General features: G+C 47.5%; 18 protein-coding genes and 1 pseudogene. 9 read left to right on the forward strand and 10 right to left on the reverse strand.

Annotated elements, in window-relative coordinates:
- Positions 1 to 56: 56 nt before the first annotated feature.
- Together QUA20_RS00690 and QUA20_RS00695 are read right to left on the reverse strand one after the other, a co-directional pair.
- A complete protein-coding gene (locus QUA20_RS00690) occupies positions 57 to 410 on the reverse strand; it encodes a DUF6464 family protein (RefSeq protein ID WP_333184378.1) in 354 nt (117 codons plus the stop codon).
- A 420-nt stretch (positions 411 to 830) separates the two neighbouring features.
- Entirely contained in the window at positions 831 to 1,562 is a 732-nt protein-coding gene (locus QUA20_RS00695) for a sucrose-phosphate phosphatase (RefSeq protein ID WP_333184381.1), read from the reverse strand.
- A 167-nt stretch (positions 1,563 to 1,729) separates the two neighbouring features.
- Between QUA20_RS00695 and QUA20_RS00700 the strand changes: the two genes are divergently transcribed.
- Positions 1,730 to 3,976, forward strand: coding sequence for an iron uptake porin (locus QUA20_RS00700; protein ID WP_333184383.1), 2,247 nt, complete (start codon positions 1,730 to 1,732; stop codon positions 3,974 to 3,976).
- Positions 3,977 to 4,241: 265 nt separating this feature from the next.
- Here QUA20_RS00700 and QUA20_RS00705 read toward each other — a convergent pair whose 3' ends face one another.
- Together QUA20_RS00705 and QUA20_RS00710 are read right to left on the reverse strand one after the other, a co-directional pair.
- Positions 4,242 to 7,586, reverse strand: a complete 3,345-nt coding sequence (locus tag QUA20_RS00705; protein WP_333184386.1) for a PAS domain S-box protein — start codon at positions 7,584 to 7,586, stop codon at positions 4,242 to 4,244.
- Between the two features lie 404 nt (positions 7,587 to 7,990).
- A complete protein-coding gene (locus tag QUA20_RS00710) occupies positions 7,991 to 8,650 on the reverse strand; it encodes an HAD family hydrolase (protein ID WP_333184389.1) in 660 nt (219 codons plus the stop codon).
- 111 nt (positions 8,651 to 8,761) lie between these two features.
- Between QUA20_RS00710 and QUA20_RS00715 the strand changes: the two are divergent.
- From QUA20_RS00715 to QUA20_RS00725, 3 genes and pseudogenes are all read left to right on the forward strand, one after another.
- Positions 8,762 to 9,525, forward strand: a pseudogene (locus QUA20_RS00715) (Uma2 family endonuclease).
- A gap of 285 nt (positions 9,526 to 9,810) precedes the next feature.
- The gene (locus tag QUA20_RS00720; RefSeq protein WP_333184392.1) at positions 9,811 to 11,619 is read left to right on the forward strand and encodes an aspartate kinase; all 1,809 of its coding nucleotides are present in this window, start codon (positions 9,811 to 9,813) and stop codon (positions 11,617 to 11,619) included.
- Between the two features lie 288 nt (positions 11,620 to 11,907).
- Positions 11,908 to 12,318: a hypothetical protein gene (locus tag QUA20_RS00725; RefSeq protein ID WP_333184395.1), complete on the forward strand. Its 411-nt coding sequence runs from the start codon at positions 11,908 to 11,910 to the stop codon at positions 12,316 to 12,318.
- A gap of 391 nt (positions 12,319 to 12,709) precedes the next feature.
- On the opposite strand, the gene dcm is transcribed toward QUA20_RS00725, so the two are convergent.
- Positions 12,710 to 13,747, reverse strand: a complete 1,038-nt coding sequence (gene dcm, locus QUA20_RS00730) for a DNA (cytosine-5-)-methyltransferase (RefSeq protein WP_333184397.1) — start codon at positions 13,745 to 13,747, stop codon at positions 12,710 to 12,712.
- Positions 13,748 to 13,903: 156 nt separating this feature from the next.
- Positions 13,904 to 14,056, reverse strand: a complete 153-nt coding sequence (locus QUA20_RS00735) for a hypothetical protein (RefSeq protein WP_333184399.1) — start codon at positions 14,054 to 14,056, stop codon at positions 13,904 to 13,906.
- A 28-nt stretch (positions 14,057 to 14,084) separates the two neighbouring features.
- On the opposite strand from QUA20_RS00735, the gene QUA20_RS00740 reads away from it, so the two are divergent.
- Positions 14,085 to 14,468 (forward strand): DUF4346 domain-containing protein, encoded by a 384-nt coding sequence (locus tag QUA20_RS00740; RefSeq protein WP_172189606.1) that lies wholly within the window; start codon positions 14,085 to 14,087, stop codon positions 14,466 to 14,468.
- A gap of 59 nt (positions 14,469 to 14,527) precedes the next feature.
- On the opposite strand, the gene psb32 is transcribed toward QUA20_RS00740, so the two are convergent.
- Positions 14,528 to 15,250 (reverse strand): photosystem II repair protein Psb32, encoded by a 723-nt coding sequence (gene psb32, locus QUA20_RS00745; RefSeq protein ID WP_333184402.1) that lies wholly within the window; start codon positions 15,248 to 15,250, stop codon positions 14,528 to 14,530.
- 132 nt (positions 15,251 to 15,382) lie between these two features.
- On the opposite strand from psb32, the gene QUA20_RS00750 reads away from it, so the two are divergent.
- Complete coding sequence (locus tag QUA20_RS00750; protein WP_172189601.1) at positions 15,383 to 15,613, forward strand: hypothetical protein; 231 nt, start codon at positions 15,383 to 15,385, stop codon at positions 15,611 to 15,613.
- Between the two features lie 166 nt (positions 15,614 to 15,779).
- On the opposite strand, the gene QUA20_RS00755 is transcribed toward QUA20_RS00750, so the two are convergent.
- Positions 15,780 to 16,325 carry an NADPH-dependent FMN reductase gene (locus QUA20_RS00755; protein ID WP_333184405.1) on the reverse strand — a complete coding sequence of 182 codons (546 nt, stop codon included), beginning with the start codon at positions 16,323 to 16,325 and terminating at the stop codon, positions 15,780 to 15,782.
- Between the two features lie 458 nt (positions 16,326 to 16,783).
- On the opposite strand from QUA20_RS00755, the gene ftsH reads away from it, so the two are divergent.
- Positions 16,784 to 18,718 carry an ATP-dependent zinc metalloprotease FtsH gene (gene ftsH, locus QUA20_RS00760; protein WP_172189599.1) on the forward strand — a complete coding sequence of 645 codons (1,935 nt, stop codon included), beginning with the start codon at positions 16,784 to 16,786 and terminating at the stop codon, positions 18,716 to 18,718.
- A gap of 155 nt (positions 18,719 to 18,873) precedes the next feature.
- Here ftsH and QUA20_RS00765 read toward each other — a convergent pair whose 3' ends face one another.
- A complete protein-coding gene (locus QUA20_RS00765) occupies positions 18,874 to 19,428 on the reverse strand; it encodes a M23 family metallopeptidase (protein ID WP_172189616.1) in 555 nt (184 codons plus the stop codon).
- A gap of 351 nt (positions 19,429 to 19,779) precedes the next feature.
- Here QUA20_RS00765 and QUA20_RS00770 point away from each other — a divergent pair, with 351 nt between their 5' ends.
- Positions 19,780 to 20,160 (forward strand): hypothetical protein, encoded by a 381-nt coding sequence (locus tag QUA20_RS00770; protein WP_172189597.1) that lies wholly within the window; start codon positions 19,780 to 19,782, stop codon positions 20,158 to 20,160.
- Positions 20,161 to 20,326: 166 nt separating this feature from the next.
- Here the strand turns inward: QUA20_RS00770 and QUA20_RS00775 are convergent, their stop codons facing one another.
- Positions 20,327 to 21,136, reverse strand: coding sequence for a phytanoyl-CoA dioxygenase family protein (locus tag QUA20_RS00775; RefSeq protein WP_333184409.1), 810 nt, complete (start codon positions 21,134 to 21,136; stop codon positions 20,327 to 20,329).
- A 172-nt stretch (positions 21,137 to 21,308) separates the two neighbouring features.
- On the opposite strand from QUA20_RS00775, the gene QUA20_RS00780 reads away from it, so the two are divergent.
- On the forward strand, positions 21,309 to 22,757 hold the full coding sequence (locus tag QUA20_RS00780; RefSeq protein ID WP_333184412.1) for a RecQ family ATP-dependent DNA helicase: 1,449 nt from the start codon (positions 21,309 to 21,311) through the stop codon (positions 22,755 to 22,757).
- Positions 22,758 to 22,871: the final 114 nt, after the last annotated feature.

The following is a 22,871-nucleotide window of genomic DNA, read 5'->3' on the forward strand; positions in this document are numbered from 1 at the left end:
CCCAGATCCTAGGCACTCTCGGTTGGGAAGCTGGAATTGTGTACTGGCTCGATGGTTCAAGACTTTTGGTAATCGCAGCAGCGATCGCACGGGCCATTGGGATTGACAGCACAGCGCAGAATTTCCGATCGAGCATTAAAGCGGCAGCTAGCATCTCCGATAACCCAGATGCCGCTTACAAAAGTTCTTTCCCTCGGCGGTGTAGCAGACTGCACGTAGAGGGCAATTTTTTGCAATCGGTAGCGGCCGGATTTGAGCTGATAGCGGTGGTGGCGTTCCAAAACAGCGTAGGTTTGTCCCTCTAAATCTAGATAGTTCCCCGGTTGTGGCGTCCAATCCAGCCGAATGCTGCCTAAGGATTGGCGGGGGTGAGAGAGAATCACCTCTATGGGTAAAGTATTTTGTTCCATCTGGCGGTGTGTGAGCGAGCTTAACTAAATGGGCAAATAGTTGACTAAACCTACATCTTCTTCATCTAGAAAGATAAGTTCTTTTAGAGAGAGTAATTCAGGTTGAGGCGCTAAACTTAACTATATAACCTTTGGCGATCGGGGGATCGCCGGCTTATCTTGGGATAGCAGACTACCCAAAAGCCTAGGAAATAAACTTCAACTGGCTTTAGGTAACTAAAGTTAAGTTCGATTAGGTAGTATAAAGCAGCACAGGCTGATGGTATCGCAACTCGCAGGTTCGATCGATATGCGGTTGAGATTGCTGAACAGATTTTAAGGGTTTGCGGGACTTGGGGTGCGTTTGTAGGGAGGACTTCAGTCCTTTAATTTTTATGATAGCTTTAGTCCTCACTACAAACCAAACCGGATTTTAAGCAATCAAAATTTCCAAAAATATGCCATTCCTTCCATGATTCCCCAAGCGCAATCAGAACCAGCTAAATAATGATTTTCAGTGCCGTATTCGCGATGCCAATCTAAGAGTTCTGACAAAGCATTGGCTACTATTACTCCCCGGACATCCTGTTCAAACATACTGATGTCATTGCCAGAATCACCGCAAACTAATGTTGCCTCCGATGGAATTTGCAGGCGCTTTTGTAAATAAGTAAGGGCATTGCCTTTGTTGCTAGTCTGCGGTAAAATATCCACATCGCGATTGCTGCTAAAAATGATTTGAGCTGCCAGTCCCGATTGAGTTAATTTTTGCTGCAATTCCTGGAGAGTCGAGCTGTTTTCGGCTGTTGGTTCCAGACAATAACTGATTTTCCAAGGATTTTGTTCTTTTAGGGATTGGGATTTAAGCTGGGAAAACTGCTTAGCTAAAGAGGCGATCGCCATTTTATCCCAGTCTTGAGAAAGATATTCCGCCCAATCTAAGTCGAGGGCGCCGTTTTGGTAAATTTCGCTGCCTACACCTGCAATCAAATAGTCAGGTTCTAGCAATTGCTTTTGGGCAATTAATTCGCAAGTTGAAGCATGAGAACGCCCGGTAGAATAAACCAAACAAATTTGCGATCGCTTTGAGTGCAAGCGCTGATTTAAAACTTGAGTTGCTTCGTCATCTCCGACTAGCGTGTGGTCTAAATCTGTAACTAATAAAAATTTCATTTTGGGAATTAGTCAGTAGTCATCAGTGATTAGTGATTAGGAAGCGATCGATTCCTAACATAATTTTAACTATTTATAAGATTTTGTTAAACAAAATACATTTATAAGCAAGCTTATCGTTTAAGATTGGCCAAATTTAATTTTCAACAAGTGGTGTGAGTGTTTTTGTGAATAATTCAACCTCCGTTAAAGCTTTTTGGCTGTCTTTCTTGATTTCTGGTGTGGCGGTGCCTTTGGAGCCGATCGCAGCAACAGCTCAAATTCAGGATACCTCAACTCCAGAAGTTGCGCTAGAAGGTAGTGTCGTCTCTGCGGCTAACCCAGACGCAGCGCTGGCAGCAGGTAAGATTGAGATACCGCAGTTAGCGGCGATAACCGCAGAGACTAACTCAGCAATCGATCGCGCTTTACCCGAAACTGATACAGCATGGGTGGATCGAGCTTTACCCGAAACCGATGCAGCCACAGTCGATCGCGCTTTACCCGAAACTGATACAGCATGGGTGGATCGAACTTTACCCGAAACAGATGCAGCCACAGTCGATCGCGCTTTACCCGAAACTGATGCAGCATGGGTGAATCGAGCTTTACCCCAACGTAATACAGTAACAGTCGATCGCTCTTTACCCAAACAAGATAAAGCAACAGAGGATCTCGCAGCAACAGCCCCACAAATAACGGGGGCAATTCGCGAATTGCCCCCCCAGGAGTTAGAAATTGCCAACTCTCCTCAGTCTCAAAACGTTGCTGAAGCCAGAAAAGTTGCCGATATCAGCAGCGAGACTGGCACCGCTGATGACCTCAGCATACAAGAAGACGCAGCACAAGTCACCTCTGTTTCCCAACTGTCCGACGTGCGGCCTACAGATTGGGCTTTTCAAGCCTTGCAATCCCTAGTAGAAAGATACGGCTGTATTGCAGGATATCCAGACGGCACATTCCGAGGCAATCGGGCAATGACTCGCTACGAATTCGCCGCCGGATTAAACGCTTGCTTGGATCAAATTACCAAACAACTTGGCGGTTCTACTGGTAATTTAGTCAAGCGAGAAGATTTACTTGCTTTGCAAAGATTGCAAGAAGAATTTGCAGCAGAATTAGCTACATTGCGCGGTAGAGTAGATGCTTTAGAAGCTCGAACGGCTGAATTGGAAGCCAACCAATTTTCAACTACTACTAAACTCAATGGATTTGCTTGGTTTAATGTGACTGGAGCTTTTGCGGGCGATCGAGTCCGAGTTGAAGCAATAAATGGAAATGCTGCTCCGCTCGATCGAGTAGCCGGACGCGATCCTGTCACCAACAGACCGATCGTGCAGAGAGTTGACGACCCAGAAATCACTTTCAGCCAGTTAGTTTGGTTGACCCTCACTACTTCCTTTACAGGGAAAGACGAATTGATTACACAGCTAGCTGTAGGTAACGGCAATTCGCCAGCCAACCAGTTTACTTCAACAGGTTTTTTCAATACATTCGGCACTCCTTTTCTCGATCAAACTGCGGGAGTAAATCCCAATGAAGTTGTCCTGAGGGAACTTTCCTATCGGTTCCCGCTTAGCAACACCTTGCAAGTAGTAGTCGGGCCGAGGATTAATTTCTACCGCTACTTTGACAACAATAGGTTTAACTTTTTCGTAGACGGTGCGAGCAGCTTTAATTCTAACAACAGCCCTTTGTTAAGCGCTACCAGGCGCGGTGCCGGTGCTTTGGTTTTGTGGGATATCGGCCGCGCGTTGAAACTGCGTTTTGGCTATTTGGGCGAGAGTACGGAATTTTTGCCGACTTCCGTGTTTAATTCCGCTTCCAATCCGTCTCAAGGCTTGTTTGACGGCACGAATACGGCTACAGCAGAATTAACATTCAGTCCGAGCGATCGGACTAATTTGCGCTTTCTGTACAGCCGTTCCAACATCCAGCAAATCGGCGGCTTAATTGGATCTCCTAACAGCAAGCCGTTGAACGGTGTGGCAGATGACGGTTTCGGCGGCCGCCTGGGCAATGCGACTGCGAATACTTATAGTTTCAATTTCGATTGGTTAGTCACTCGCGGCTTTGGTCTTTTCGGCCGCTACGGCTACGCCGAAACCAATATATTTCCCAAGACTAACCGACCCGACGGCACGATCAAAAATCAATCTTATCAGTTAGGACTTGCATTTCCCGATTTGTTCAAAGAAGGAGCTTTGCTTACGGTGTCATATTTAGTACCTTTTGACTTTACTGGCGGTCGGAGATTTCTGATTTCTGGCGGAGGGAACGGCGGCACGCAGTACGAAATTGAGGCAACTTATTATTTGCCTCTCACCGACCATATTTCGATCGTGCCGGCATTTTATGCGATCGCCAATCCCAATAATTTCGATAACAACCCGACAATTTTTGTGGGCAATTTGCGGACGCAGTTTAGTTTTTAATTCCACGCACGGGAACCCAGAAACCGGGTTTTTTGAGGAAAAGACGCCTTGTAGTCCGTACCCAATGTAAAAAACCCGGTTTCTAAGTATGGGCCGGGCCGGTTTATATAATTTGTCGATAATTATCAAAAATATAGGCGAACCCGGCCCTACACAATTTAACATCATACAAGTCCGAATCAAACGGACATGACATGAATTGACACACGCTAAATAATTAATCCGTGTATTAATGTTGATCCGTTTAGTGCCTTCCTGATTCCTTCTACTTAATTGGAATTTCGATGATAAATTCGGTGCCTTTACCTGGTTCCGAGAGGCACTGCAATTTGCCGTTGTGTTTTTCAACGACAATTTGGTGCGAAATTGATAAACCCAAACCTGTGCCTTTTCCTACTGGTTTTGTGGTAAAAAACGGGTCAAACAAACGCACGATCTGATCTTCGGGAATGCCCGGGCCGTTGTCTTTAATCCGAATACAAATGCGATTGTTATCAATCATTTCAGTTTGAATCGTAATTGTAGGAAAGATAGTATCGGCTGTATTTTTTGCTTTGCTGCTGCTTTCTTCCAAGGCGTCGATCGCATTGGCCAATAGATTCATAAAAACCTGATTTAACAGTCCGGGATGGCATTGTATTTGCGGCAGTTCTCCGTATTTTTTAATCACTTCAATGCCCTGCCAGTTTGCCTTGGCTTTCAGCCGGCTGTTCAACATTAACAAGGTACTTTCTAAACCTTCGTGAATGTCGGCAGTCTTGATTTTCGCTTCGTCCGCCCGCGAGAAATTGCGCAGAGTTTGAATAATTTCTACAATTCGCTCGCATCCTATCTGCATCGAAGTGAGCAATTTTGGCAGGTCTTTTGCTAGAAATTCTAAGTCTATATCATCGGCTTGTTGCTGAATTTTGGCAGGGGAATCTGGGTATTCTTCTTGATACACTTGCACGATTTCTAACAAGTCGAGAACGTAGTCTCGGACATGGCAGAGGTTGCCGGCGACAAAGCCCACTGGGTTGTTAATTTCGTGGGCAATTCCTGCTAGCACCTGTCCGAGGGAAGACATTTTTTCGGTTTGTACTAACTGCATTTGAGTTTGCTGCAATTCGTGCAAAGCTGTTTGCAGTTCTTGGGATTTTTGGCGATCGCGATCGGCGGCGGCGGCCCGTTCTTCCTCAACTCCGATCGCCCCGGCAATAATTCCGATCAGCTTGCAGTCGGCTTCTGTGGGCGCGATCGGCTCAGTGTAGAGAACGCACAGCGCACCCACGTAATTGTCGCCCAGCCGCACTGCTTGTCCCAGATAGCTTCGCAGTTGGTAGCGGATGACAGCGGGATCGATTTTGCCGTAGATCGTCTTCTGCAAGTCAGGAATAGCCACAGCCCGATCGCTTCCTTTGCTGCATACGTCGGTGCAGATGTGGCCATCAGCGCGATCGACCAGCGGGTAGTCCGACGGCGCTTGCCAAGTCGCGATCGCGCGCAGCAGACCGCCACCGAGGCGGCTGTAGATAGCGCAACTTCCGCCCAAAAGCTCGCCTGCTAAGGATGTCAGGCGCTGGATGTTGTCACTGGCGTCGGTGGTGAATCCCAAAAAGCACTCGTTAATTTTGCTGAGGCGGTACTCTGCTTGCCTGCGCGCCGTCATGTCGCGGGAGTTGATCACAATTCCGCTCACAGCGGGGTCTGCTAGCAAGTTGATGCCGACGCCTTCGAGAAAACACCAAGAACCGTCAGCGCGCCGGAACCGACCTTCTAGGGCGATCGGATCGCCTGGATTTGCGATCATTTTTTCGCCGTCGGACATCAGCGAGGGCAGGTCGTCTGGGTGGATGAAATCGACGGCAATTTGACGGGCGAGTTCCTCTGGTTCGTAGCCCAAAACTGTTTCTACAGAAGGGCTTTCGTAAATAATGCGACCGCTGTCGTCGACAATAGTAATCATGTCGGAACTGTTGAGAATCAGCGATCGCCATTTAGCCTCATTTTGCAACAAAGCTGACTCGGCTTGTTTGCGATCGGTAATATCCTCTACCATTTGCAAAATAAACTGCGGCGTTCCCTGACTGCTGTCGAGCGCAGAGGCGCTGAGGCGTCCCCACCTGATGCTGCCGTCTGGGCGGAGGTAGCGTTTCTCGATTTGGTAAGCTTCGCGCGAACCCGCGGCCAACTGTTGGCGCAACTCGCGCGAAGCTTGTACGTCTTCCGGGTGCGTGCATTCGTCCAGGCCCGCACCCCGCAGTTGAGCTTCCGATCGCCCCAGCATAGCTTGAAATGCCGGATTAGTGGCGATCGCCATACCTTCGAGGGTAGCGACTACCATGCCGATCGCAGCGCGTTCAAAAATTGCCCGAAACCGCTGTTCGCTGTCTCGCAAAGCTGCATCCGCTTCCACTTCCTGGGTGATGTCCCGCCCCGCGACTGCCAAACCTTTGCGCGAACCGTCGGGGTTGAACAGCGGCACTTTCCGCACTTCAAACAAATTGCTGCCGCCTGTGGGCAAGGGGACAATTTGGCGGCTAGAGGTGAGAGTGCCTGCTTGCCAGGTTGTTTCGTCGGTTTCCTGCCAATTTAGCAGGATTTCTCTGACTCTGGGATCGGCGGCGGCAGCGAGTTCGGCAGTAGTTTTGCCCTGGTAGTCTGCGGTTTCCCAGCCCAAAAGTTTGAGGGCGCAGTCGTTGGCAATCAGCCAGCGCCCCTCGCTGTCTGTGAGGTTGATCGCGTCGGGCACGGCGTCGATCGCGGTTTTCAGCCAGTATTCTTGATTTCGCAGGGCTGCTTCGGCTTGTTTGCGGGCGGCGATTTCGGCGACGGTTCCTTCGTAGTAAAGGAGTTCGCCGCCTGCGCCGCGGACTTCGCGCACGTTTTCCGAGATCCAGGTAGTGCTGCCGTCTTTGCGGTGGACGCAGGACTCAAACTCTTTCAGGGAACCGTTTTTGCTGATTTCGGCAATGAAGGAAGCGCGGCGGGCGCGATCGGCGTAAAGGTTTTTTGCCGAACATTTTGCGATCAGTTCTGACGGGGAATCGTAGCCGTACATTCGGGCGAGTGCCTGGTTGGCGCTGAGGTAGCGCCCGTCTGGGGCGGTTTGAAAGATGCCTTCGGTGGCGTTTTCAAAGATGCTGCGGTATTTTGCCTCGGCTTGTTTGAGGGCTTCTTCTGCTTGTTTGCGATCGGTGATATCAGATTGGACGCCGATGAAGTGGGTGACGATCCCGCTGCTGTCGCGCACGGGCGAGATGGTGAGTTCGTTCCAGAAGGGGGTGCCGTCTTTGCGGTAGTTTTTCAGAACTACTTTGCAGTCGTGTTGTTCTTTCAGGGCCGCGCGGATTTGAGCGACGGCAGCGCCATCGGTATCCGGGCCTTGCAGGAAGCGGCAGTTGTGCCCGATTATTTCGCTGCGATCGTAGCCTGTAATCCGCTCGAAAGCCTGGTTGCAGTAGACTATGGGCTTGTCGGGCCGGGTAGCGTCCGCGATCGAGATGCCGTTGCTGGTAGCTGCCAGGGCGCGATCGTACAGCCGAAATACTTCTTCTATTAAATTCGGTGGATTGCCGCCAGTGCGAGTCGGCGATAGCGTTTCAGAAGGAATGCTTATATCGATCTGCATGAGTTTCTATAAATTGAGTTTATTGTCTATCCCGACTGGCCGCACCCTAGATTTTAACAGAATTTCCTGTTTGCCGAAGGCAGAATTTAGAAGGCTCTTATGCAGAATTTTGGCTGTAATTTTTACCTAGAAAAAATCGGGCTTCCCTCGTTTTTTTCTTTCTGCCTTTTGCTTTCTGCTTTCTACCTTCTCAAGAATCCTAATTGTTAATTTATAATAACTGTTACCGCGATAACTCTATCTTTGGTATGGTTTATTGGGCAGCCTTTGGGTGGCTTACAGGTTCGGGCATTTATTTTTTCACTTCACTCAAAAAAATAGAGCGTCCGGCTATATTAAAATATTTCTTAGTTAATGTCTTTTACTTAAATGATTCAAACTCTTCTGAAAAAAATAATAAAAAATTAATTTTTAACGAACACAGCAAGTTCCGAAATATCGTCGATCGCAAAAGTCGGTTCTAGGGCGAGACACTGAGCGCGATCGCCATATCCGTAAGTCGCCCAACAAACATCTATCCCAGCATTTTTAGCAAACAGCAAATCAATCGCTGTATCGCCAATCATTAAAATTTGACTGTTATCCAATTCCGGGAACAGCGGTTTAATAATCGAGTGAAAAACAGTCGGGTTGGGTTTCGGAATTATTTGTCCGTTATCACCTAATATCAAATCAAAAAAACTGTGAATCCTCAAATTTTTGAGTAATAAATTAACAAAAGTAACCTGTTTGTTGCTGAAAACTCCCAGGCTCAATCCAGACTGGCGCGCCAACTGCAAGACTTGCTTTGTCCCCGGAAATAAATCTACCTGCTTTTCACCTTCCGTCCGATAATAAGAGCGGTAAGTTTCAACCCATTCGGGAATTGCGCTTTCCTCGATCGCCGGATGGAGGATTTTAAAAGTATTTGGTAAATTGATGCCGATCGTACCTATAATAGTGTCAGCAGCAGGCGGGGTAATATTGAAAGTTTCAAAAGTTTTGGTAAAGCAAAATACAATAGCTTTGTGAGTAATTGCCAAAGTGCCGTCGAAGTCAAAAATAATTAACTTGTACTTACTCATATTTATGAAAATTTTCTATATAGCAACCGGAGGCTTCCAATGACATAATAGCATTATTAATCTCTAAGTCACCAATTATAACTATAATTTTTTAACATTCAAGAGGTCAACATGAGTGTCGCCGAAAAACCAGAAATTATAGCAACAGATTTCCCCAACCACACTCAATTACCAGACTCTGACGGTACTTTTGTAAAAAACTTCCAAGAACATCCTCAAAGCATCCTATTAACAACTTCAATTCGACTCATTCTAGACCAAATTCATCTCGACGGACAATACTGCATCGGTCAAGATTCCGGTATTTACTGGCGAGTGGCCCAACCCCCGGAACCGCCAGAAAGAGGAGCCGCAGCACCTGATTGGTTTTACGTGCCCGACGTGGCGCAAACTCTTGACGGAAATCTTCGCCGATCCTATGTAATGTAGCAGGAAATAAGCCGCCTCTGATTGTACTTGAATTTGTTTCTGGCGATGGCAGTGAAGAAAGAGATAAGACTCCTCGCCAGGGCAAATTCTGGATTTACGAGCGGATAATTCGACCTGTTTTTTACGGCATTTATGAAGTCAAAAAGGCACAAGTTGAAGTGTATCATTTGGTAGAGGATCGGTTCGAGTTAGTCCCACAAAATCAGCGCGGACATTACCCGATCGCACAAATAGGAGTGAAATTAGGCATTTGGCAAGGGGTTTATCGGGGCGTAGAGCTGCCTTGGCTGCCCTGGTAGGATGCTTCCGGGAATTTGCTGTCGGCGGCCGAGGAACGGGCAGAACAAGCCTAATTGGCTGCTGAACGAGAACGACAAAGGCGCACAGAAGCTGAGCTGCGAATTCAAGCTTTAGAAGCGCGTTTGCGAGAGTTAGAAGGCGAGTAATTCGATTTGAGATTTGAGATTTGAGATTTTAGATTGGGGATGACTGATGATTATCGGGGTTGGGTTCTTCATAAGTCATTTGCAATTCTTCAATCAAAAACTTAAATTCGCATAAGTCGCAGATGCCGGTAGAGACACGGCAATTCAGTGTCCCTAGGAATATCATGTGCTGTAAAAATGCGATCGCCTAGCAGCCTCCTCAGAAACAATATAAACATTCATCGGTTATTATCAAAAATTTGCGTATATTAACTTAAGTATTGCATCACTTTTTGTGTAAGTCCTATGGCACTAATTGTTCAGAAATATGGCGGAACCTCGGTTGGTACAGTCGATCGCATTCTGGAAGTAGCCCGACGAGTTGTAAAAACAGCACAGCTCGGCAACTCTCTGGTTGTCGTACTTTCGGCGATGGGCAAAACCACCGACGGTTTAGTTAAACTCGCCAAGGAAATTTCCGCAAATCCCAACAAGCGGGAAATGGATATGTTGCTTTCCACTGGGGAACAAGTCTCGATCGCACTTTTGAGCATGGCATTGCAGGAAATGGGACAGCCCGCAATTTCCCTCACCGGCGCCCAAGTTGGCATTGTCACCGAAGCCGCCCACACCCGCGCCCGGATTTTGCGAATCGACCCGAATCGGCTTGAAACCCAGTTAAAAAGCGGTAAAGTCGTTGTGGTTGCGGGTTTCCAAGGCATCGCCAATGCCGGAGAATTGGAAATTACCACCTTGGGGCGCGGCGGTTCCGACACAACAGCAGTTGCCCTCGCCGCAGCGCTGCGGGCCGACAGGTGCGAAATTTATACCGACGTGCCCGGAATTCTGACTACAGATCCGCGCTTGGTTGCCGACGCCCAATTGATGGATGAAATCACTTGCGACGAAATGCTGGAATTGGCAAGTTTGGGCGCAAAAGTCCTCCACCCGCGCGCTGTAGAAATTGCCAAGAATTACGGCGTGCCGCTGGTAGTGCTTTCTAGCTGGAGTGACGCCCCCGGTACGCGGGTAGTGTCGCCTCCCGCCCAATCCCGGCCTTTGGAGGGCTTAGAGCTCGCAAAAGCGGTGGATGCGGTGGAATTTGACTTGGATCAGGCGGGGGTGTCGCTGTTGCGTTTGCCCGATCGCCCCGGCGTAGCAGCGCGGTTGTTTGGTGCGATCGCGCAACAAAACCTCGATGTAGACTTAATTATCCAGTCAATTCACGAAGGAAATACTAACGATATTGCCTTCACAGTGAGGCGAAATTCCCTCAATCAAGCTGTCGCCGTTGCAGATGCGATCGTGCCCACCCTCGGCAAGAATTCTCGCCCAGAATTGGGAGAACCGGAAGTGAAAGCAGAAGAAAAGCCGATCGCTAAAGTTAGCATTGCGGGTGCAGGAATGATCGGGCGTCCGAGGGTAGCGGCCCAGATGTTTAAGACTTTAGCGGATGCAGGAATTAACATTCAAATGATTTCTACATCCGAGGTGAAAGTTAGTTGTGCGATCGATGCCGAAGATTGCGATCGGGCCGTTGCCGAACTCTGCAAAGCATTTGATGTCGCCAACTCCCCTATTGGGCGGCGTTCATCATCCCAAAAACCGCCCGCAGTCCGCGCCGTTGCGTTGGATATCAATCAAGCGCGTCTAGCAATTCGCCAATTGCCCGATCGACCCGGAGTAGCAGCAAAACTGTTCGGACTTTTAGCCGAGGAAAATATCAGCGTAGACACGATCATTCAGTCGCAGCGCTGCCACAATATCGACGGCATATTAACTCGCGACATTGCATTTACCGTAGCACAAATTGACGCCGAAGCTGCTAAAGACGCCCTCAAAAAAGCCGCCCCCGAATTTGGATGGGGCGAAGTAGCAGTGGATACACAAATTGCCAAAGTTAGCGTTGTCGGTTCCGGGATGGTAGCGCATCCGGGAGTAGCGGCAAAAATGTTTGAAGCGCTTTCTCGCCAGCAAATCAACATTCAAATGATTGCCACTTCCGAGATTAAAATTAGTTGCGTTGTGGATGAGGAACAAGGTGTAACTGCTTTGAAGGCAATTCACGCAGCCTTTGAACTTGCCGGCACCGAAAAAATCCAAGTTCCCGCCTAATCGAGGTTTGTAGTTGCGCTTCAGCGCCGGCAGACTCAAGCGCAACTACAAGCTTAAAAATTTCATTAATTAGGGTTTTCGGTAGGGACACGGCCGTGCCGTGTCCTTGCAAATATCCGGGACACAGCAGTGCTGTATCCCTACAAATATATTCGGATTTGGACAAGGCAATGCTGTGTCCTTGCAAATATCGATTGACGGTCAACGATCGGAGTTTTGAGTGCAAATTTCACAGCATGAAGCTGTGTTAAAATGAAACTGGCGATCGCCTAAAACGGATTGAATCTTATGACTGTAGCGAAAGAACAGATTACTGATAGCAGTAGCAATAGCGGTTTATGGAATTTCCGAATCACTGTTGAACGTCTGATCGAGCTTTTAGATTTAGAAGAAGAGGATGAGTACGGAATTTTAAGACCGACTGAATATGCTTTCAAGACAGCGATGAAGTTAGTTGTCGAAGCCTACGATAGCATGGGAAACAGTTTTCCCAAATGCTCTACAGGTACAGATGACAGAGGCAGTATTACACTAGATTGGACAAGCTTAGAACCAGAGCGTACAGTTCGCCTATTTTGTCCGTTCAGTGCGGAGCAACCAGTTGATATTTATCACCATGCAAAAAATGAAAATGCGGTCGAAGATATCGCTTCATCATCAACATTAGTTTACTGGTTGCAGTGGTTTAACAAAATATGATAGAACCGTCTTCAGGGAGTGCGTCAGAGTTTGAAACATTACCGGATCTTACACTTGTTTACCGAGCTCTCCGAAAAGGATGGATAGATCGGGATAGATCGATCGTCAAATCGGACGCCTACTATTTGCGCCAACGTATAAACGAACAGGGTATTTCTGTCAATTTTTCCATAGAGCAATCTTTGAGTGCATTGAGAAACTGCGAAGGAGTCGCTAGCCTTAATCTAGGGGGAATTCGAGAACTAGGTCTAAATGTAGTACGTGACTCTTCATCTCATGGGAGTATTATAGGCTTGCCCTATCGTGAAGATAACCGTCCAAGGGCTGATGAGCTTGCACTTTTGTTAGCAAGACAGTCTCGAATTGTATGGGAATCTTCGTCGAGTTAATATCAGCAATTTAAAAGGATAATCTGTATATATTCTTCAGTTTTTTTCTGTAGTTCATTTGACTTATTTGACAATATTTTTTGACTTAATATTTCTTTGGCGATCGCCTCCACCACCGGTACACAAACCGAATTGCCAATTTGCTTGTAGCTTTCCCCCGCACTCGGATAACTTTTAAAATCTTTAGGAAAACCCATAAGGCGGTAACATTCCTTCAGCGTCAACTTTCTCACCATATCTTGCTCGGGAATGTAGATAAAAAACCTGCCCGATGTTTCTTGCGAAGGAATAGTCGGATGCACTCCATCTACCGAATAAATGCGATTAGGCTGTCTGTGAACTCTCGATAAATGTTCTGTATTTGGCCTCACGCCAGTTTTCCAAGTACCTTTATTTCTGTAACCTACAAATACAAGTCCCGAATCTTGCTTTCTCGGATAATCAATTAAAGTATACTCTGATTTGTCCAATATTTCAAAATCCCCTGTCTCGTCTAGAAATTCCCTGAGTTGGGGAGGAAACTTGCTTTTAAGTCCAGAAAAATTGAATTCTTTACCTTTAGTTGCAAGAATGAATATTCTTTCACGATGTTGAGGAATTCCAAAGTCTTTCGCATTCAGCATTTTGTAATTGACGCTGTATCCCAAATCTTCCAGACTGGCAATAATTACTTTTAAGGTATTTCCCTTGTCGTGATGGATTAAGTGCTTGACATTTTCGAGAAGAATTACTTGAGGTTGCTTTATTTTTATGATTTTACAAATATCAAAGAATAGCGTACCTCTAGTATCTTCAAAACCTAGCTTTTTGCCGCAGATGCTAAAAGGTTGGCACGGAAACCCGGCGACTAAAACATCAAAGTCTTCTAACTCGACGGGATTAATTTTACTGATATCTCCAAAAGGAACCTCACCGAAATTCTCCGTGTAAACTTGTCGGCATTTGCTGTTAATCTCGCATGAAAAAATGCATTCAAAGCCTATTTTTTCAAAACCTTGTCTGAAACCTCCAATCCCTGAAAACAAATCTATAAATTTCATTTTTGCTTAGCTTTAATAAAAACAAATTATCTATACAACAATAACCGATTTTGCATCAGAGATAAGTGAGCAACGGCTAAAAAAACACAATACCCCGAGCCCCGACTTCTTCAAGAAGTCGGGGCTCTAACAGCGATCGCGTCTTAAGTTCACTCATCAATTTCTCTGTCGAGCCCGATCGACTGTAGCATAGGAGCGATCGGCAAATTGCAGGAATTGTCGATCGCCCAAACTTTCCCCCCATTCAACCAACCAACGTCCCAAACTTGTCCCGCAGCCGACTAAACTAGAAATAGCAGAACAAATCACAGCTATTGTCTACTTTCTTTCACCAACCATGAGTCAAACCTTGGAAAACCTCACCGCAATTGATGACAAGCTATCCAAACGCCACCTCGACCTCGATCCCGGCGGCTACTTCATCATCTATCTCGATCGCGAAACCAGCTTAATTTGTGCCAAACATTTCACCAACATCATCGACGATCGAGGCCTCGCCGTCGATCCCGAAACTGGTAAACCCATCCCCGCCCGCGGCAAAGTAGAACGCACTCAGGCCACACTTTTTACCGGCAGAACCGCCAAAGAACTTTGCGTCAAAATCCTAGAAGAAACCCGCCCCAGCCCGGTGACAATGTTAGATCACGCGGCTTATCTGGGACGGGAATTTGTGCGGGCAGAAATTGCATTGTTGAGCGATCGAGAATACGTTCAAGATTAGTGCAGCCCTGCCATACTTTCTTGACAAAACGGCAACCGATCGGATGCAAGCAGCACCGATCACGAAAAACCTTGATACCAGAAATAAGTCACCATCGGAATCACTGTCGCCAATACCAACAGCACAACCACAACAACTGTGGCATTGCCTTGGTCTGTTTCTTCAGCTTTTTTAAACGTGCCTTCAACTTGAATGTTGTCAACAACTTCAGGAGGACCCGGATCGGGTTCGCCCGACAAAACAGTTGCAATGCGCGTACTTGCAGCCGCAAATGCCTCGTTGTATTTATTGCCTTCGCGCAGCGGCACTTGCACGGTTTCCCCAGCCACACTCTGGGCAATTTCATCGGTTAGCAGGGATTTCACTCCTTCCCCCGTCCGAATTGCCGCGCTGTTGGTAACAGTGTCGAGAACGAGTAAAATTTGATTAGTCCGATCTTCTTTTGCGGGAAACCACTGTTCAAACAGTTGGTCGGTGAAAGTGGCAGTCGTTTCGCCGTAGTCTAAGCGGTGGATGGTGACCAACCTGACTTGTTTCCCTGTTTTATTTTCCAGGTTGTCGAGTACGCTGCTGATATTGCTTTCGCTGCTGCGGCTGAGCACGTCGCCTTTGTCGAACACCCAAGTACGATCGCCCGCCGACAACACCGGCATTTCGTACACGCCAGTCGCCAATGCCGGCAATACCGCCATCTGGGATGCCATTAGGGCGATCGCGATCGCCGCGGCCAAAGGTTGGAGGTATTTTCTCCAGTTAAATAATTGCTTCAGGAGTCTAGTCATGAGGTTAACCGTAAAACTGACTTTTTTCCAAAAATACTATAGAAATCCCCGTAAAATTCATTTTATGCAGGGCAATATTTACAATTAGCTCGCCAGTGGAACTCCCCGCCAGATTATTTTAGGATTCTAACTATGGAACCAGCAGACACTTATAAAGGTTGGATTATTCAATCCCAGAAAGTCTTCTACGTCGAGGTTTGGGATAGCCGCGGCAACCGCCACGTCGCCGTCCAAAATGCCAAGACTGAGGAGGAAGCTTTGGAATTAGCCAAAAAGTGGATAGAAAAATATGAGTCCAAACCTGGAAGAATGGCGATCGACGTACCCCATCCTTTCGGAGACATGATCGATATGCCATTTTAACTCAGTTGACTGTTGACTGTTGACTGTTAACTGTTGACTGTTAACATTACAGCTTGTAGGGCGCTCTGCTAGAGACAAAACCTCTTCAAATCGATAAATTAGGGGAATGGACGCACCCAAAGACTATGCCAGTTGCGTCCCAGACTACATTTGTCATGAGAGACAATTACGAAATTCCTCGCAATTTCCGCGTATTTTCTACTAAACTCCGAGCAAATTCGTCGAACCTTTCAGACAGTTTTTCATCCAACAATTTACCGTCGGGACTAAAAGCTTTCCAAGCTTGTCCGATCGCAATTTGTTCCGGAATTACCCAAGCGTGTACCCATCTCAAAATCACGCGCATATCGTTGAGTGCGTTGCTGTTAACTTGCCCTCCCAAAACGCTAATCGCACCCGCAACCTTCCCGTCCAAATGCTCAAAACTCATCAAATCCAGGGCATTCTTGAGAGCACCGCTGACGCTACCGTGATACTCCGGCGTTGCCAAAATCAAGCCGTCGGCTTGCTTAACCGCATTTCGCAGCTTTTCCACATCCGGGTAATCGAGATAATCATTCTCACCGTCGCAAAAGGGCAGCTTGAGCGATCGCAAATCCAATATTTCAACTTCCGCGCCCAAGGCTTGCGCCCGCTCTGCTGCCACCTTCAACGCTAACTGGCTGTAGGAGCCAGCCCGCAAACTTCCGCCAATGCCGACAATTTTTACCATAAAACTCAAAAACAATCACTGCTCGACTAAAGCGTACTCATTCCGACTATGAATAACATAGCAAGTTCGATCGGCAACTGTCAATCGATTTTAGATTTTAGATTTTAGATTTTAGATTTACGGACGGAGCCCAAAAACCGGGTTTTTTGAGCAAAATCCTTGGTTATAGCCCGCAGATTACGTAAAAAACCCGGTTTCTTGAGGAGCAGCGGGTAAGTTCAGTGGAGGGGGCCTAGAAACCGGGTTTTTTGAGCAAAATCCTTGGTTATAGCCCGCAGATTACGTAAAAAACCCGGTTTCTTGAGGAGCCGTGGATTCAAAACCCCCCCTCTTGAGGTGCCTCTTAAGATGCCAGCGAGAGATAAACCCATTCAACACCCGCCCTCTTGTTAACATAAATAAAGGTAGCAAACCAAAAGCGGTCAATCTTGGCAGTCTTCAACCTTGGGCAAAGCAATATGAAAAATTCTTGGAAACACGCATGGCTGGGGCATCTAGCTGTAAACAAAGACAAATCGAGCCAGAATCCTAAAAAATCAATTCCAGGACGGAATCTGTGGCGCATCCTGGGCAGTTTGGTGATTTCTCAAGGAATATTGCTCTCGGCCCCGGTTTTTGCCGAGAGCACCCCAACCACCATGAGTTACAGCCAACTGATTGACAACATAGAAAAAGGGCAAGTCAGTAAAATCGAAGTAGACGAAACTCAAAGAACTGCCAAAGTTAGGCTAAAAAATCAAAAAAGCGATCAGGCCCAATCAGTTACCCTATTCGACTACAACAACCGAGAACTGTACTCGCAAATCCGCGCCAAAAAGATTGACTTTGAAGTTAAACAAACAGCCGACAACGCCGCCGCAGTCAGTTTAGTAGTAAACTTGCTAGTGATTTTTGCAGTGTTGGCAGTGTTGATGGCAATCCTGCGCCGATCGACCCAATCTCAAGGAAATGCCATGAACTTCGGCAAATCTAGGGCCCGTTTCCAAATGGAAGCCAAAACCGGCGTGATGTTCGACGACGTAGCAGGCATCGAAGAAGCTAAAGAAGAACTTCAAGAAGTCGTAACCTTCCTCAAAAAACCCGAACGCTTCAACGCCATCGGCGCCAAAATTCCCAGAGGAGTTCTGTTAATCGGGCCTCCGGGAACCGGCAAAACAATGCTGGCAAAAGCCATCGCAGGCGAAGCAGCCGTCCCCTTCTTCAGTATCTCCGGTTCCGAATTTGTCGAAATGTTTGTCGGAGTCGGCGCCTCGCGCGTCCGCGACTTGTTCCGCAAAGCTAAAGAAAATTCCCCCTGCATCGTCTTCATCGACGAAATAGACGCCGTAGGAAGGCAGCGCGGCGCTGGTATCGGCGGCGGCAACGACGAACGCGAACAAACTCTCAACCAATTGCTGACAGAAATGGACGGCTTTGAGGGTAACAGCGGCGTGATTGTGATTGCAGCTACCAACCGCCCCGACGTGCTCGATACCGCCCTGCTGCGGCCAGGCAGGTTCGATCGGCAAGTAACGGTAGATTTGCCCAGTTACAAAGGGCGTTTGGGGATTTTGCAAGTTCACGCGCGCAACAAAAAACTCGACCCAGAAGTTGCCCTAGACACGATCGCCCGCCGCACTCCCGGCTTTTCCGGCGCTGACTTGGCAAACTTGCTCAACGAAGCAGCTATTCTCACAGCGCGGCGGCGTAAAGACACGATTACTAACTTAGAAGTTCACGACGCAATCGACCGGATCACGATCGGGCTTACGCTTAACCCGCTGCTGGACAGCAAGAAAAAGTGGATGACAGCATACCACGAAGTCGGACACGCCCTAGTCGCGACCATGCTCACAAATGCCGACCCGGTGGAAAAAGTAACGATTATTCCCCGTTCCGGCGGCATCGAAGGCTTTACTAGCTTCGTGCTCGACGACGAAATGCTCGACAGCGAAGGTTTGAGGAGTCGGGCTTTGCTGTTAAACCGAATTAAAGTAGCTTTGGGGGGACGGGCGGCGGAGGCAGAAATTTATGGCGATGCTGAAATAGACACCGGTGCCAGCAGCGATCTCAGAAAAGTTAGCAGTCTTGCGAGGGAGATGGTAACGCTTTATGGAATGTCGGATTTGGGGCCAGTGGCTTTGGAAAGTCCGAACAATGAGGTGTTTTTGGGTCAGAACTGGAATTCACGATCCGAGTATTCCGAAGAAATGGCAATCAAGATCGATCGGCAAGTCCGGGAAATTGCCTTTGACTGCTACGAAGAAGCTCGCCGGATTATCCGCGAAAACCGCGCTTTGGTAGACAAACTTGTCGAAGCGCTGTTGGATGAAGAAACGATCGACGGCGACGAATTCCGCCAAATTGTCGCTCGGTACACCGAGTTAACCAAAAAAGAGTTGGCCCCAACATAAAGAGTCATTAATCATTGGTCATTAGTCATTAGTTATTCAAGTTTGTGGTGAGGACTTTATTCCTAATTATCGAAAAAATAAGGACTTTATTCCTTACTACAAACCAACAAAAATGACTGCTAACTAATGACTAATGACCGCTAACTAATGACTAATTAAGATTGTTGCGCGTACATTTCCCGGAGTACCAAAGCCGGGTCTACCCAGCGACCGCCGTACTTCAATCCCCAGTGCAGGTGAGGGCCGGTCGTGCGGCCGGTCATCCCAACTCTGGCAATTCTCGCACCGGCCGGCACAGTTTGACCCTGCCAAATTACCAGGCCGCCTTCGCGATCGACATAATAACGCCCGCCGTTAGCTGTTTCCACCCGACCTCTGAGGTGACAGTAGATGTGTTCCCAATTTCCCGATCGCACCACCATACCAGTGCCGCACCGGCCATCTTCCCAAACTTCCACAATTTGCCCGCCCCACCAGTTGCGGATATAGCTGCCTTCCGGGGCTGCCAAGTCCAAACCGTAATGAAAATCGCCGCCGCGGGGGCCGAAGGCGGAACTGTAGGCTTCAAAATTTTCGACGGGAAAAGAAGCTTCTTGCCACAAATTACCCGTCGCTACTCTGCTTGGTAAGCCAGACTGAGCTGTTACCAACTGCTGCTGCAAATAAGGGCCGATCGAAACAATGCCGATCGAAAGTGCCACCAGCAGCATCTGTCTGGGACGAAAAAAGCGTTTTGCCGTCAGCGGGCCTGTAGAGTCTTGCACGATTTTTTTCACGGCTGAAAGTTGAATGTATTTGCGGGTGTGGGTTGTCGGGCCAATTCGCTGCAAGATTGCCTTCGTCAGCTCTACCCGCCAAACGAATCAGTTGACCAACGTGTATCTTACTGCATACAGAGCCGGTGTCAAGGCTTCGGGTTAAATGCTATGGGGAACAGAAAATTATTTTCCTGCGGAATTCCTGATGCGGTTGAATTCGATCGAGCTTTTGCTTGACACTATAGTTAGTTCGGGGATTTTGGATGGCGTCTGAAATCTCAAATTCATCACCAACATCAAGCAATGCTTACTGAAATTTTTCCCTTTAGTTTTGCTATAGACGCAACTGCGATCGCAGGTGCGTCTTTGTGGTCTTTGGCCCTCTATTGGGGCCTGTCGCCCCTGACAGAATGGGTAATCCTGCAACTCAACCGCTGGATGAATTTTGCTGAAAGATCCCTCTACACCTCGGAAGCCGAGTTTGAAAGAACCCGCCAAGCCAGAGAAGCTCAAAATGCTTTTTACGCTTCGCTTTTAAGCATTCTGCCCTTTTTGATTGTCGGCGGATTGTGCAATTGGGGCGTCGAATGGTCGCTGGGGACTGGTTGGGCGGTATCTATGGGTACGATCGCCTGTATTGGCGGCGGCGTTTACGAACTCGGCCGCCGAGACGGTCAATCTTAGGCGATTTTAGATTTTAGATTTTGGATTTTGGATCGATCGAGATATTCGGAGATTTACCAGTCTCTAGAATTGATCGTAATCTCAAATCCAAAACTCAAAATCTAAAAGAAATATGACATTTCCCGTCAATTATCACTCGCGCCTCAAACAAAATTAGCAATGTATTTTAACCGTAATTTGACTCGGGATGTTTGCCTAAAAGCCGCAGTTGCCGTTCAGTAGCGGTAGCGAGAATTTCGGGATTGAACTGCCACGGCCAAGGCGAAAATTTCTGAGCTATGTCGCGGTGGGAATAATGCACTTGCAGCATATAGCGAGTGCGATCTGTGGTCGTATTTTTGCCGCCGGAGTGCCAAATTTCACTGCGGAAAAACAGCACATCTCCTGCTTTGCACAAAACTGGTTCTGGGGAGTGTCCGTTCCAAGTTTCTTCCCCGCGATCTGGTTTTCGACCAGATTTGTGACTGCCAGGAATAATGTAGGTAGGACAGAGGTCTTCAGCGATGTCGCTGAAATAGAAATGGGCTGTACAAATCCATACTGGCAGTTTAAAAGTGCCATCGGCAAACACGCTTTCGGGCACGGGTACAAACACCCGATCGACGTGGACGCGCCAACCGTCATAACCGGGTCCACTTTTCCACGCAGTCATGCCGATAATGTGGCAATCGCTGCCCATTAATGCTTCTGCTAACTCAATTATACCCGGTCGATCTGCATAGGAAAGCCACAGCCGATCGCGATTAAAAACGCATTTAAAATGATGGTTCAATTCACTCCAACTGCTACCGTCGAGTCCGAAGGGTTGCAGGCGATCGAGTGCTTCCCGCGCCGCCGCTATTTCCGACGCGCTGAGCACACCGGGAATCAGCGCAAAACCATCTTCGCGCACCGCCTCTACCGCCCCCGCTGTGTCCAAAATGTCACAAGTCTTTTGCCGATAGCTGAAAACTTCGTTTAACGTGCTTGCGTTCATAATTCAAATCCGAGTAAAATTATTAACTGTTATTAAATTAACACTAATTCTGCTGGATATTTACATACTATGGAGCCAGGAATCCAGTTTCTTGGTACATCAGGACTTACACAAAATCTAATTATGTAGGGTGCGCACTGCGCACATTATGTCTGATTTGGGGATAAATTAAATGCAATACCAACCAGAACCAACATCATTAAATCAAGCCCGCGCCGCCTTCCAAAAAATCTGGGGATACGACGACTTTCGACCGCCACAAGGAGAAATCGTCGGCAGTTTACTAGCCGGAAAAGATACAATAATAATTATGCCGACAGGTGGTGGCAAATCAATCTGCTTTCAACTGCCAGCTTTGTTGCAAACAGGCTTAACTTTGGTAGTTTCGCCGTTAGTCGCACTGATGGAAAATCAAGTGCAAGAATTGCGCGATCGCAATCTGCCCGCTTCCCTCCTGCACAGTCAATTGCCAACACAGCAGCGCCGACAAACTATGCAATCGCTGCAACAAAACAAATTAAGATTGCTGTACCTGTCTCCGGAAACATTACTCAGTAAGCCTGTTTGGGAAATTATCAGTCAGCCGCACATCCAAATCAACGGTTTAATATTAGATGAAGCTCACTGTTTAGTGCAGTGGGGTGATACTTTTCGACCAGCTTACCGCCGTTTGGGAACAGTGCGATCGGCTTTGTTGAAAGCTAAACCAGCAAACAGTAAAATTGCGATCGCAGCTTTTACCGCTACCGCCAACCCCGACGCGCAGCAGACAATCAAAAATGTCTTGCAACTGCAAAAACCCGAAGCATTTTTGCTAAGTCCCTACCGTTCTAACCTGCACCTGCAAGTGCAAACAGTCTGGACGCCGAGAGGACGCAGGCAGCAGTTATTAAATTTTATTAAAGCTCGACCAAAACAAGCAGGTTTAGTCTATGTCCGCACTAGGAAAGATAGCGAAAGCTTGGCGAATTTGTTGGAAACAGCCGGTTATGAAACAGCAGCATATCATGCAGGTTTAAGTCCAGAATCACGACGAAAAATAGAAAAAGCTTGGCTGAACAATGACCTTAAATTTGTGACTTGTACCTCAGCATTCGGGATGGGAATTAATAAGCCAGATGTCCGGTGGGTTGTTCACTTTCAAGCACCTTTGCTATTATCGGAATACATTCAGGAAATTGGTAGAGGCGGACGCGACGGTAAATCGGCGATCGCCCTGACATTGATTAGCGAACCGACGGGTTTGCTTTATCCCGAAGATAAACAAAGAGCACAATTTTTTCAAGATAAATTGCGATCGCAATATCGAGAAGCCCAGCAATTAGCCAAAAAACTGCCAGTAAAAGGCGATATAGAAGCAGTTTCCCGCGAATTTCCCGAAAGCGCGATCGCCCTTTCGATTCTCCACAGCAGCGGACAATTAACATGGCAAGATCCTTTTAATTATGCGATCGACAAATCCGCACAGCAAAAAGGCGAAAAACAAAACTTTACCGCAGCGGAAGAAATGGCAACATATCTCAAACATCGCGAGTGCAGGTGGCAATTTTTGCTGCAAGCTTTTGGCTTTACCAAGGAAGCTACATCTATGCGGTGCGGCCACTGTGACAATTGTCGATAGAATTGACAATTATACTCAAACGACTTAACCGCTCCAACCCAAGAAACTGGGTTTTTTACCCAGTCAGCGGGCCCAAAGGAAGTATTGCTGTGAAACAATCCGGTTTCGACGCAC

Origin of the sequence: Microcoleus sp. Pol7_A1 (assembly GCF_036701085.1) — a bacterium.
Taxonomy (GTDB): domain Bacteria; phylum Cyanobacteriota; class Cyanobacteriia; order Cyanobacteriales; family Microcoleaceae; genus Microcoleus; species Microcoleus asticus.